This window comes from Lysinibacillus sp. NPDC056185, from assembly GCF_047737915.1.
In the GTDB taxonomy this organism is placed as follows: domain Bacteria; phylum Bacillota; class Bacilli; order Bacillales_A; family Planococcaceae; genus Lysinibacillus.
This window is the reverse complement of the sequence record NZ_JBLLLQ010000016.1, coordinates 1-12,280: the sequence shown is the minus strand read 5'-3', so window position 1 is coordinate 12,280 and position 12,280 is coordinate 1. Positions and strand designations below refer to the sequence as shown.

Here is a 12,280-nt window from a genome sequence, read left to right as displayed (position 1 = left end):
TATACTCGCTACGTTCTTGAGTAATTATTATTCTTTATCCTAACTGTAACTATTTTTTCCTTGGTTTTAAATAATTCATAAGCATTTTAGAAATAATTGATCCTGCATTTGTTATTTCATCATACTGTATAACTGTATTTTTCTTTATTCGTAGCTGACCTATCTCTACTTCAAAAATTGGACATTTTCTTTTAAGTGCAGCAACTAACATATTTGTGTCGTAGTCATATCGTTCACCTTTTACTTTTATTAGCCATGGTAGCTCCTTTATAGAAATAAACCGTAAACCTGTTTGTGTATCCATTAGTTTTCTATGATAAAGGATTTCAAAAAACAAACTTGTTGTTCGATTACCCCAATATGATAAAAACGTGCTGTCCGAAGAATGGAAGTTACGTACTCCTAACACAATTCCTTCAGAAAATACCTTTGTCATTGTTAAAACTAGCTTTACATCTTGTAACGTATGTTGGCCATGAGCACCTACTGTAATAACACCTTGAAACATCCCCCTTTGCTCCATTACATAGATAAAGGCTGTTTTCAGTGCGCCTCCCTTACCAATATTATTGCCATGTTCTAGTACTCGACAGCAGTCAATCTTTTGTAACGCTTCAAATACATCTGCATATTTTTGATCGCTGCCATCATTGACAATAATAACTTGGCTAATGGTGGTGGCTAATAATTGATGGACATAGGTTATAAGTGACTGTTGTGGATTATAGGCTGGTATAATTACTGCAATATTTTTCATCATTTCTATCCCCCGGATAACATGAAACTTTGACATATGCACTCGCTAGTAATCGTTACTGAATTTCAACGAATCTCCTTATAACAAATAGTATCATGTATCGAGGACAATTCAACAATAACGGTATTTTCCCGATATATGAAAAAAGAGGATATCTTCGTAGCGTATGGTTGATTTCCGTTCCGACTGGGCGCTTTGTAGCTGACGCGTTGCTTTCGCTACAGAAAACATTTGTTGTTGCTGTCGCTACGCTTTCGCACAGATAAAACAATTGCTGTCGCTTCGCTTTCGCACAGAGCAAAGATTCCTGGGGGCGCCCAGTCTCCACTTCAATCAACTAATATACACGGTATACGTTTTAACAAATTAAACATCCAGATTTCGTGATGAGTAGAAAAAGAATAATGTTATGAAAGTGGTGAGTTCTATCGTCATACAATATGAAATTCTCCAAGATCAATGTACAAAATTAAAAGCTTTATACTTGGTTAAATTGGCTAATAATTTACAGGATGCTAGCTCGCTCGCCATTGCAAAGCCAGCTATATCTCTTCAAAAATCACTCCTTGTACTAGAGGAAATTCTATATGAACTTTATAAGCTGGAAATGCATACCGAACCGAAGCTAAAAAATATTCGATCATTACTCAATAATCGTAGCTTTGTTGCAAAAATCCATCCACGTCGCATTTATTTATTAATGAATCTTGTAAGCAAAATGACTTCTAGTAATAGAAGTGAAGTTGTGGAGGCTAAGGCAGCAAAAATTGTTCTTGATTATATAAGTGATATTGTAGAATGGTTTATCGATCGCTATGACCGTACCTTAAAGGCAAAGTTAATGCGCCAAGGCTCCAGCTTTGAAGATATAACTTCAGCTTTTGATATTAATACGCTACTTCAAGATGACCAATCATCCGAGGCCTATAAAACCGCCGCAGACTGGTTTGAGCTTGCCGCAAAACAAGGGAATGCAAGTGCTCAATATAATTTAGGCGCTCTTTATAATCAAGGGCGTGGCGTTAAGAAGGATTATGCAGTTGCAAAAATGTGGTATGAACGCGCTGCTGCGCAAAAGGATGCAAACGCGCTTTATAGCTTAGGCGTGCTCTATCATTTAGGTCACGGTGTTGTACAAAATTATGAGGAAGCCGCTCATTATTATAAAGCTGCTGCAGATTTAGAAAACGCAGATGCACAGTACAATCTAGGGGTCCTATACAATCAAGGACTCGGTATGCCACTAAACTTTGCCGAGGCAGCAAAATGGTACATGCTAGCAGCCAATCAAGGGAATACAAGCGCTCAAAATAATCTTGGGTTCCTTTATCACAATGGAACTGGTGTCGAGCAAAGCTATGAGGAAGCTATAACCTATTTTGAAATGGCTGCATTGGCTGGTGATGCAAGTGCTCAGTATAATCTTGGTTATATGTACCTTAAAGGTCGAGGCATCTCGCAAAATTTTGAAGAAGCTGCGCAATGGTTCCATTTAGCTGCACTTCAAGACCATACAAATGCAGAATTTCAATTGGCTATGCTATATAACACTGGACAAGGTATTCCTCAAGATCATCTAGAGGCTATAAAATGGTTTAAGCTCGCAGCACATAAAGGACACTTGAATGCCCAATACTGTCTCGGTGTGCTCTATGTTAAAGAAAACGATATAACTTTAGCTGAAAAATGGTTGCAGTTAGCCGCTAACAACGGACATATAAGTGCTGGCTTTGAGCTTGGACGTATTTATGTATACCACCTCCAGCAACCAGAGAAGGCTCTCTCTTACTTCAAAGTGGCTGCTGAAAAGGGTTATGCTGATGCTCAGTACGAGCTCGGATTATTATATGAAGCTGAATTGAATTATGATGAAGCAGTAAAATGGTGGAGGGCCGCTACTGATCAGTCCCATATTCAGTCTGAATATCAATTGGGGTTATTATATGAGCATGGATTGGGGATCGAACAGGACTTAGAAGAGGCACGACGCTGCTATCGACTAGCAGCCATCCAAGGACATTCAGGTGCTCAATATCAACTTGGTAATTTATTTGATAAGGGCAAAGGTGTCGAACAGGATTATACTGAGGCTGCAAAATGGATTGAACAAGCTGCCATTAAGGGACATGCCAAAGCACAATATCAATTAGCTCAAATGCACAGTCATGGGCAAGGGGTACCAAAGGATTTTGCGAAGGCCGCCCAGCTGTATCGACTGGCTGCCAATCAAGGGCATCAAAAAGCACAATTCCAGCTTGGTATGCTTTACAAAAAAGGACACGGTGTTGCACAGGATTATACTGAGGCAACAAAATGGCTTAAGAAGTCTCTTGAAAATATAAAATAAAGGGATTATAAGCATAACGTGGGGTTAGGCGCTTTCTTCGAGGCGTCAGATGAGCCGCGTAGGGCAACAGGGTGTTTTTTGCGCGAAAGCGTAGTGCTAACGAAGCGTCAGCAGCACGAGGTTGGTCACGAAGGCGTTATCACAGGACGTGATGGTTTTAGCCTTCGTTCCCCTATGGGCTCGCTCCAATCAACCTATCCACATGACATACGTTTTAACAGAATGTCATCCAACTTTTAGTTTTATCGATAAACTTTCATGTTTTATCAACCAACTTCTGAATTTTATCGAAATTCACCTTTCAAAGAGTAAAAAAAAGATTCACACACAAAACTGTTCTTCATAAAAAATACCGTGTCACCTCATTAAAGACAGTGACACGGTATGTTTTTTAGATTTTCATTTCTTCTTTTTGATTTACCATAAATGTTACAACGATGAATAAAGCAAAGCTAATTAATAGTGTTGTTCCACCTACTATAAAGAAAATCATTGTAAACGTTCTGCTAAAATTAAATGGATTCAAATTGTAGAACCACATTCCTAGTGTTAAGCCAAAAACACCGAGAATTGCAGTCCAACCATGAGCTGTTACTAATTTTTTTGATTTCACTTTAAAGGCACGATAGAAAATCCCCCATGCAAACATACTTAACCAACCTACGAGCAAAATATGTGCATGTATCGGTCTATATTCATAACTACCTGAACCAGACATATGTGAGCCTAGATACGTTCCCAATAAGGCAAAAATCGCAGCAAGACGAATAAGGCGCATACTCCATTTTTGTTCCATACGATAACCCCTCCTAAGCTTTTTCAACTTAGTCAGCAGTTTATCTCGTGAACATGAACTTTACATGAACTCCTCATTACAATTTTGGTAAGTGAACACGTACCTTTGTGCCGGAATTCATAACACTTTCTATATGAACCGTTCCTCCATGTAACTCAGCAATTTGCTTCACGATGGCTAGTCCAAGACCAGTACCTTGCTTTGTTCTGGACGCATCTACTCGATAAAAGCGATCAAATACCTTTTGTAGTTGCTCGGCAGTCATTCCTATGCCGCTATCCTCAATAAGCACTTCAACTGAGGTTGAGGATTCTTGTAAGTGAATATGAATTTCTCCACCTTCAACATTGTATTTAATGGCATTCGTCAATAAATTATCCCACACATTTTGTAATAGCCCTGCATCGCCATCATATGTTACTGGTTCAAGCTGATACGATAATTGTACATTAGCGTCTTCAAGCTGCCAGCGATATTTTCTTACGGTTTCCTTTAATTGCTCATCTAAACGATAAGGTTCACGCTTTAACAACCTTGTAGATTGATCGAGTGATGTAAGTAAAAGTAATTGCTTCGTTAATGTCGACATACGCTTCGTTTCTAACTCAATAATCGTTGTATATTCCTGTCTTTCCTTGTCGGTCAGCAAAGGATTCTTTAGTAAATCTACATAGCCTTGAATATTCAACAATGGCGACTGAAAATCATGGGATACATTACTTATAAACTCTTTACGTATTCGATCATTTTCCTGTAATTTTTCGGTCATAACATTAAAGCTAACTGCTAATTGTCCAATCTCATCTGCTCGATCTATCTCCAGTAGCGTATCGAATTTTTCATGTGCAAGCTGATATGTTGCCTCTGTTAGTTGTGTAATTGGGCGGATTAGAGCCTTAGCAAAAAGTAGCATTGCCAATAGACTAAGTACTGTCATCGTAAGCATAAGTCCACCAAGTATCGTATGCACTTCAGAGAACAACAAGCGTATGTCAGGTCTAATGAACAGTGCATACTGCTTATTTTCATAAGTAAATGGCACACCTATCGTATTAATTAACTCATTCGCAAAAAAGCCTGTCACAAAAGTCTCTTTTGGAAAGTCACGCATACCATGATAAATTTCCCCGTTTAAAACACGCTTGACTGTATTAGATGGTAATGTTTTATCACGATACTCACCGCCGAAGAAATGCCCTTCGCCATCAGTTGTTACATAAATTTGATAACCTATTTTACCAAGAGTCGTTAAATAATTATCTAAATCGTTAGGCTTTGAAGACTCAATATATTTCGCAATATCCTGCGCAATTTCCACATTTTTAGCATCGTTTTTTTCCTTCACAACTTGATGATAATACGTATTTGTCGCTAAAAAGCCGATACATAAGCTGCCGATCATAACGAGCATCGTCGTGACAACAAATCTACTATATAACGTTTTTATCATGCAATAACCTCAACCTTATATCCAACACCACGCACTGTTGTAATCTCAACACCTGATTTATAACGATAAAGACGCTCACGAATCCGCTTCACATGCGTATTTAAAGTCTGCTCATCTCCATCGTAATCATAGCCCCACACCTGCTCCATAATAAAGCTACGTGTAAACACCTGATTCGGACGAGATGCTAGTAATGCTAAAAGTTCAAATTCCTTTAAAGGTAGAACAAGTGTATCTTCCCCGATGACAACCTCAAAACTTCGACGATCAATAACGAGTCTACCCACCTGGATGGTTACCTGATTTTTCTTATCGAGTCTACGCAATATCGCGGCTATGCGAAACAGCAATTCTTTAGGTTCAAAAGGCTTTACAACATAGTCGTCTGAGCCTGCCAAAAACCCTCGTTCCTTGTCCTCTAGCTCGCCTTTTGCTGTTAATAACAATACGGGGATATCGTACTCCTGGCTCAATATCTCGGTTAATGTAAAACCATCCATTCCCGGCATCATAACATCTACAACAGCCAAATCAGGTAAGTTTCCTTCAAGTAGTTTAAGAGCCTGTTGTCCGTTTTCCGCCTGTATCACCTGATAGCCCTCTCTTGTCAGATAAATATTCACTAGCTGTAAAATATGTACATCATCATCTACAACGAGAATTTTCATTCAGGTCAACCTCCATCCAACTTGTTTCCTGTAACAAAAAATCCGCTTCATTCCGCGGACGATCTGCAAGCTTTGGGTTCCTTGCTGTCCATGCCGAAGTGTAGCGAATTTTTTCTATAACAACTTTCATTTATATTATAACGAAAAGAAAGAAATCAACAGCAGTATAAGTAACGGCAAACCAATTACGATATAACCACGTGGATTTGCAAAATTCATCGTCCAACCGACCCCAAAGCGTTTCTCTACAAAAACGGAAGGATCTTGACGATTCACATAAATTAATCCGCCCTTCCAATAGCGATCCTCATCAACATCCATTACTTCCGAAACGACATTGTCTCCATAGTTCACCCTCAGCCGGCGTTTTTTCCATGCGTAAACAAGGGCTGAGCCAAGAACAAGCAATAAGAACATAATAAATACCGGTAGTAGACTTCTTCCTGTAGTCACTGAAGGATAGATGTTGCTTAGCTGTAATACTGTAAATAATACTGTAAAGGCATAGCTTAATAACATAATGCTCCAACTCATAAACTTTCGGCTTTTTAACTGATCTTCCAATGATTCTTCCTTACGATTGACAGCTAACTTGATTGCTGAACGCTTTATAGAATCTACAGTTCCCCACATCATACATTGTATCATCAGCATAACAAGCGGTAGTGAAACCGCAGTAAAATATGTTTTGCTTCTCCAAGAATCCGCTTCACCGTTAGGCCCCCAGTGTACAGCAATGCGATCTGGTATTTGGTCATAATGGCGGAATGTAAAGATAATTAGAAACACCGTAACACCAAAAGGGATTACATAAAATGGCCACGGAAGCATTTCATCACGACTACGTGCCGTTAAGTCAACTGCACGAACTTGTTTTATATTTAAGCCCCATTGCTCTTCCTTTTTAAGCTTTAAAACTTTTTGATGGTTTATCCAATATAATGTCATACTGATTGCAAGCATTGCAAATAAGCATCCTAGCAGTAAAATACTTTGCATGAACTCAGATTGAGCAAAGTAATAATAGCTAACAATCATCATCAGTAATAACATGACACCAGATATTCCAACGAATTGAGCATAATGCTTTTTCATATTACGTAATGCGGGATGTTTTACATTTTGTTCAGGTATAGTAACGCCAAAAATGATTGTCTCACGTACTATATATGGAACAAATACTTGTAGAACTAATGTTATGATGTAGACGGTTGAAAAAACGCCAAGTAGCATGTACTACACCCCTTCTGCAGGTATTTGCAAATCAGAAAATACCTTTTTCATCATGTGCTCGATTTGTTCAGCTGTTGCCCCGAGCACCATTCCTTCTACCACAACAGGCTTTAAGTTTTTTTCAATTTGTTGTAATTGTTCAGGAGTTAACGCTCGTTCTTCTGTTGAACGAATAATAGCACCTGATTTAGCTCTAATAGTAATGATCCCCTTTTCCTCTAGTTCATGATAGCTTTTATTAACCGTATGCATATTTACGCCCAAATCAGCCGCTAAACTACGTACAGATGGTAGAGTATCTCCTGGCTTCATTTCTCCTCTTGCAATACCTTCAATAATTTGCCGTGTTACCTGTTCATAGATTGGTACATCAGATTGTGGCTCTATTTGAATAAACATTACTATCATCTCCATAATTGTTATATAGCTAATATAACAAATAATCATTCTTTATGCATAATGAAGGAGACCAATTGAACAATCGAAAAAAGGAGATGTCTCATCATTAATTTGAGACATCCCCTTTCAACTATAGCTATTTCGTAACTATTGCTTATGCAATATAAATTTCATCAACTACCGGTGTCGGCCCAGGAACATTTTTTAGAAGATAAAAAAATGCCTTACAAGCTCCCCATCTAAGCTCGTAAGACATCCTTCACCCCATTTAAATCTCTTTTTATTAATAGACCCCTTTTTGTAACCGTGTTCATTTTTCAGTAAGGAACGGGGGAACAGACCCCGCCCGTTACATTAGTGGAATAAGGTGGACTCCATTCGAGTTTAGTCCACAACAATTTAGGAAAGTTTGGATATGTTCGTTTAGTAGACTCGTATCTCAAATCAATTATGCCGAGGCGTAATTACGTGATTAAGCTAATTTCTCGTAACCTGGAAGCGTCAAGAATTCCGCAAATTCGTCTTGTTCAATTAAAGATTTAAACAGCTCAGCGGCTTCTTCATAGCGGCCACTGTTATAGGCTTGTTCCCCAACAGCCTCTTTAATTTTCACAAGCTCTTCCTCCAAGGTTACTAGTACAAATGCCAATGTAATACCACGGCCATCATCCAAGACACCTTTTGGATGGCGAATCCATTGCCATACTTGTGTACGAGAGATTTCTGCAGTTGCAGCATCCTCCATTAAGTTGTTAATAGGTGCAGCTCCGTTGCCTCGTAGCCAAGAAGCAATGTACTGAACGCCTACACTACAGTTAATACGAAGACCTTCAAGTGTAATTGTACCTTTTGGAACAGCTACTAGATCTTCTGCTGTAACATTTACATCCTCACGCTTTTTATGGATTTGGTTTGGTGTCGTCATAATCGCATCAAACTGTTCCATAGCCGTTGCAACCATACCCGGGTGCGCTACCCAAGTACCATCGTGGCCATCTGTTGCCTCGCGACGTTTATCTTCTGCAACCTTTGCAAAAGCTACAGCATTCGCGTCGTCATCCCCTTTAACAGGGATTTGTGCCGCCATACCGCCCATCGCAGGAGCATTTCGTTTATGACATGTTTGAATACATAAAGACGTATATGCCTTCATGAATGGTACAGTCATTGTCACTTGCCCACGGTCCGGTAAAATTACATCAGGTTGATTGCGCAGACGTTTGATATAGCTGAAAATGTAATCCCAGCGTCCACAATTCAGACCAGCTGAATGTTCACGTAATTCATATAAAATTTCATCCATTTCAAATGCTGCTAAAATTGTTTCGATTAATACAGTAGCCTTAATTGTCCCTTGTGGAATTCCGATATAATCTTGTGCAAACACAAAGACATCATTCCATAAGCGTGCCTCCAAATGGCTTTCAAGCTTCGGTAAGTAGAAATAAGGTCCTGTACCTTGTGCCAATGCATTTTTAGCATTGTGGAATAAATACAGACCGAAATCAAAGAAACTACCAGAGATCGGTTCGCCATCCACTAGTACATGCTTTTCAAGTAAATGAAGACCACGTGGACGAACTAATAACACAGCTGTGTTTTCGTTTAATTTATACGTTTTACCATTTGATGCTTGTGTAAATTCAATTGTCTTATTAATAGCATCACGCATATTAATTTGACCGCCAATCATGTTTTCCCATGTCGGAGCAGATGCATCCTCAAAGCAAGCCATAAACATTCTTGCACCAGAGTTTAATGCATTAATAACCATTTTACGGTCAACAGGTCCTGTAATTTCTACACGACGGTCTTGCAAATCTGCTGGAAGTGGTGCAATTGTCCAATCTCCCTCACGGATATGCTTCGTGTCTGGTAAGAAGTCGAGTTTCTCACCTGCATCAAGAAGCTTTTGGCGTTCTTGACGGGCCTCTAACAGCTCTTTTCGACGAGCATCAAATTTCTCGTGCAGGGCAAGAACAAACTCAAGGGCTTCTGGTGTTAAAATTTCTTTTGTTTGCTCGTTTTGTTCCCCAACAATTTTAAGCTTACCTGTTGTTGCTTGTTCCATCAGTTATTCCCCCATCTTTGCGAATTTAAGTAGTCCCCCCGCTTTAGGAGGAGCGGAGGAGACTAATCTATGATTATGAATTTAGGAATACGCGTACTTTATGAAACTTAAACGAATTGTTCTGTTTCTGTAGAACCAGCCATTGCTGTTGTAGAAGAAGTACCACCAGAGATAACTTGAGATACATCATCAAAGTAACCAGTACCTACTTCACGTTGGTGACGTGTAGCTGTGTAGCCTTTTGATTCTGATGCAAACTCTGCTTGTTGTAGCTTAGAGTATGCGGCCATACCATTATCTTTATAATCATGTGCAAGCTCAAACATAGAGTGGTTTAATGCGTGGAAACCAGCTAATGTTACGAATTGGAATTTATATCCTAATTTACCTAGCTCGCGTTGGTATTCTGCGATTTCTTCTTCTGATAGATTTGCTTTCCAGTTGAAAGAAGGTGAGCAGTTGTATGCTAGCAATTTACCTGGGAATTTAGCATGAATAGCTGCCGCAAATTCACGAGCTTCCTCAAGTGATGGTTTAGAAGTTTCACACCAAATCAAATCTGCATATGGCGCGTAAGCTAAACCACGAGCAATCGCTTGTTTAATGCCTGGTTTTGTACGGAAGAAGCCTTCTGGAGTACGTTCACCAGTAATAAACTCAGCATCACGTGGATCGATATCAGATGTTACCATATCAGCAGCATCAGCATCTGTACGAGCGATTAAAATTGTATCAACACCCATTACATCTGTTGCAAGACGAGCAGCAATTAAGTTACGAACAGCATTTTGTGTTGGAAGTAACACTTTCCCACCTAAGTGACCACACTTTTTCTCAGAAGCTAATTGGTCTTCTAAGTGAACACCAGCAGCTCCAGCTTCAATCATTCCTTTTACAAGCTCAAATACGTTTAGAGGACCCCCGAAACCAGCCTCAGCATCTGCTACGATTGGAGCGAACCAATCAAATTGATCTACACGTCCTTCAGCATGATCGATTTGGTCTGCACGTTGTAAAGCTTGGTTAATACGCTTAACTACTGCAGGAACAGAGTTTGCTGGATATAAGGATTGGTCAGGGTACATTTGACCAGAAAGGTTAGCATCAGCAGCTACTTGCCAGCCCGATAAGTAGATTGCTTTTAATCCTGCTTTTACTTGCTGTACAGCTTGATTACCAGTCAATGCACCTAATGCATTAATGAATGGTTCTTCGTGTAAAGAGTTCCAAAGTCGAGCCGCACCTTTAGTTGCTAAAGTTTGTTCAAGTACAACAGAGCCCTGTAGCTTAATAACCTCTTCAGCTGAATATGCGCGTTCAATACCAGCCCAACGAGGGTTCTCTGCCCATTGTTTTTCTAATGCTTGGATTTTTTCTTGACGTGTTGACATATTGAAATTCCACCTTCCCCTTTGTATACAATATACTCTGTTAAAAAACTTTTAATCCGCTGTTCCATAACAGGTTTATTTGTTATAAATTAATATATAACAGTACATCTGAATTTTCATTATTTTTAGATAAAATACCAAATTTTAATGATGAAACCGCTTTTTTTGGCGACGAAATTTGGTAAACTGTTTACAAACAAGGGGGATATTCACAATGAACAATGAGCTTAATTCTTTGCCAAAAGATATTTCACAACAGTTTATTTCAATGTTAAAAGACTGGGTTCCAGCCAATTCATCCATTGCAATTGCTGCTGAAAACTCCTATATCTATTTTCATTCTGGACATCAAAACATTAACTTAGAAATTGGTCAACAAGTACAGTCTGGTAGCATTGCCGAGCAAGTACTACGCACGGGGAAACGAACAGATGCCGTTTTAGATAATTCCTTATTCGAAACACCGTATTATGGGATAGGTTATCCTATAAACATATTAGATGTGCCTGCAGCACTTGTTGTAGTATTACCTTCAACCTTTACCGAAAAGAAATTGGAGCCCTTTCAATTTTTAACTGGAAAGCAAGAAGAGGAATGGAATCCTGTTGCAATTGAAAAAATCTCTCATATTGAAAGCCTGCAGAAAAAAACGTGGTTTTATGTGGAGGGGGAACAATTTAAAACAAGTATTACTCTTAAAGAACTTCAAATGCGTCTACCGTCATCTTTTATTCGCATTCACAGGTCTTATATTGTTAATATTCATTTCATAAAAAAAATGGCTCGTGATCTTACTTCTAATTTTATTGTCACTTTAAAGGATGGCAGTGAATTACCCGTTAGCCAATCTTATTTAAATAATCTTCGAATCGCCCTTGAATTTTAGATTTTGCCTTGCGTAATTGTTGTTGTGGCTGTCGCTTCGCTTTCGCACAGAAAACATTTGTTGCTGTCGCTTCGCTTTCGCACAGAAAACATTTGTTGATTGAAAATAAAAGGCTGTCCTATACATTTGTTGTATAAGACAGCCTAAAAAATAAAAAAGTCTGAGAATAAATTCTCAGACTTTAGATTGCCTAGCGACGTCCTACTCTCACAGGGGGAAGCCCCCAACTACCATCGGCGCTAAAGAGCTTAACTTCCGTGTTCGGTATGGGAACGGGTGTGA

At 39.1% G+C, this 12,280-nt stretch carries 10 protein-coding genes and 1 rRNA gene; 2 read left to right on the top strand and 9 right to left on the bottom strand.

The features are described 5' to 3' along the window. Nucleotides 1-49: 49 nt before the first annotated feature. Entirely contained in the window at nt 50-760 is a 711-nt protein-coding gene (locus ACMZ42_RS15670; protein WP_402874493.1) for a glycosyltransferase family 2 protein, read from the bottom strand. 406 nt (nt 761-1,166) lie between these two features. On the opposite strand from ACMZ42_RS15670, the gene ACMZ42_RS15665 reads away from it, so the two are divergent. Further along, nucleotides 1,167-3,104 (top strand): tetratricopeptide repeat protein, encoded by a 1,938-nt coding sequence (locus ACMZ42_RS15665; RefSeq protein ID WP_415731968.1) that lies wholly within the window; start codon nt 1,167-1,169, stop codon nt 3,102-3,104. Between the two features lie 391 nt (nt 3,105-3,495). On the opposite strand, the gene ACMZ42_RS15660 is transcribed toward ACMZ42_RS15665, so the two are convergent. From ACMZ42_RS15660 to aceA, 7 genes are all read right to left on the bottom strand, one after another. Beyond that, nucleotides 3,496-3,900: a hypothetical protein gene (locus ACMZ42_RS15660; RefSeq protein WP_370079538.1), complete on the bottom strand. Its 405-nt coding sequence runs from the start codon at nt 3,898-3,900 to the stop codon at nt 3,496-3,498. 76 nt (nt 3,901-3,976) lie between these two features. After that, on the bottom strand, nt 3,977-5,347 hold the full coding sequence (locus tag ACMZ42_RS15655) for an ATP-binding protein (protein ID WP_415732006.1): 1,371 nt from the start codon (nt 5,345-5,347) through the stop codon (nt 3,977-3,979). Further along, on the bottom strand, nt 5,347-6,018 hold the full coding sequence (locus ACMZ42_RS15650; RefSeq protein ID WP_415731967.1) for a response regulator transcription factor: 672 nt from the start codon (nt 6,016-6,018) through the stop codon (nt 5,347-5,349). The genes ACMZ42_RS15655 and ACMZ42_RS15650 overlap by 1 nt, the downstream gene beginning before the upstream one ends. Before the next feature lie 135 nt (nt 6,019-6,153). Beyond that, nucleotides 6,154-7,251 (bottom strand): DUF1648 domain-containing protein, encoded by a 1,098-nt coding sequence (locus ACMZ42_RS15645; protein ID WP_415731966.1) that lies wholly within the window; start codon nt 7,249-7,251, stop codon nt 6,154-6,156. Between the two features lie 3 nt (nt 7,252-7,254). Next, nucleotides 7,255-7,650 (bottom strand): GntR family transcriptional regulator, encoded by a 396-nt coding sequence (locus ACMZ42_RS15640; RefSeq protein WP_370079533.1) that lies wholly within the window; start codon nt 7,648-7,650, stop codon nt 7,255-7,257. A 472-nt stretch (nt 7,651-8,122) separates the two neighbouring features. After that, entirely contained in the window at nt 8,123-9,721 is a 1,599-nt protein-coding gene (gene aceB, locus ACMZ42_RS15635) for a malate synthase A (RefSeq protein WP_402874478.1), read from the bottom strand. Nucleotides 9,722-9,828: 107 nt separating this feature from the next. After that, nucleotides 9,829-11,112: an isocitrate lyase gene (aceA, locus tag ACMZ42_RS15630; protein ID WP_370079529.1), complete on the bottom strand. Its 1,284-nt coding sequence runs from the start codon at nt 11,110-11,112 to the stop codon at nt 9,829-9,831. Nucleotides 11,113-11,326: 214 nt separating this feature from the next. Here aceA and ACMZ42_RS15625 point away from each other — a divergent pair, with 214 nt between their 5' ends. Beyond that, entirely contained in the window at nt 11,327-11,998 is a 672-nt protein-coding gene (locus tag ACMZ42_RS15625; RefSeq protein ID WP_370079527.1) for a LytTR family DNA-binding domain-containing protein, read from the top strand. 188 nt (nt 11,999-12,186) lie between these two features. Here the strand turns inward: ACMZ42_RS15625 and rrf are convergent. Further along, nucleotides 12,187-12,280, bottom strand: a 5S ribosomal RNA gene (gene rrf, locus ACMZ42_RS15620); the annotation flags it as partial.

Excerpts from the sequence above, each read along its gene's own strand:
- ACMZ42_RS15640 (WP_370079533.1), bottom strand. The coding sequence starts at position 7,650 with ATGTTTATTCAAATAGAGCCACAATCTGATGTACCAATCTATGAACAG.
- ACMZ42_RS15660 (WP_370079538.1), bottom strand. The coding sequence starts at position 3,900 with ATGGAACAAAAATGGAGTATGCGCCTTATTCGTCTTGCTGCGATTTTT.
- ACMZ42_RS15665 (WP_415731968.1), top strand. The coding sequence starts at position 1,167 with ATGAAAGTGGTGAGTTCTATCGTCATACAATATGAAATTCTCCAAGAT.
- aceB (WP_402874478.1), bottom strand. The coding sequence starts at position 9,721 with ATGGAACAAGCAACAACAGGTAAGCTTAAAATTGTTGGGGAACAAAAC.
- ACMZ42_RS15650 (WP_415731967.1), bottom strand. The coding sequence starts at position 6,018 with ATGAAAATTCTCGTTGTAGATGATGATGTACATATTTTACAGCTAGTG.
- ACMZ42_RS15670 (WP_402874493.1), bottom strand. The coding sequence starts at position 760 with ATGATGAAAAATATTGCAGTAATTATACCAGCCTATAATCCACAACAG.
- aceA (WP_370079529.1), bottom strand. The coding sequence starts at position 11,112 with ATGTCAACACGTCAAGAAAAAATCCAAGCATTAGAAAAACAATGGGCA.
- ACMZ42_RS15625 (WP_370079527.1), top strand. The coding sequence starts at position 11,327 with ATGAACAATGAGCTTAATTCTTTGCCAAAAGATATTTCACAACAGTTT.
- ACMZ42_RS15645 (WP_415731966.1), bottom strand. The coding sequence starts at position 7,251 with ATGCTACTTGGCGTTTTTTCAACCGTCTACATCATAACATTAGTTCTA.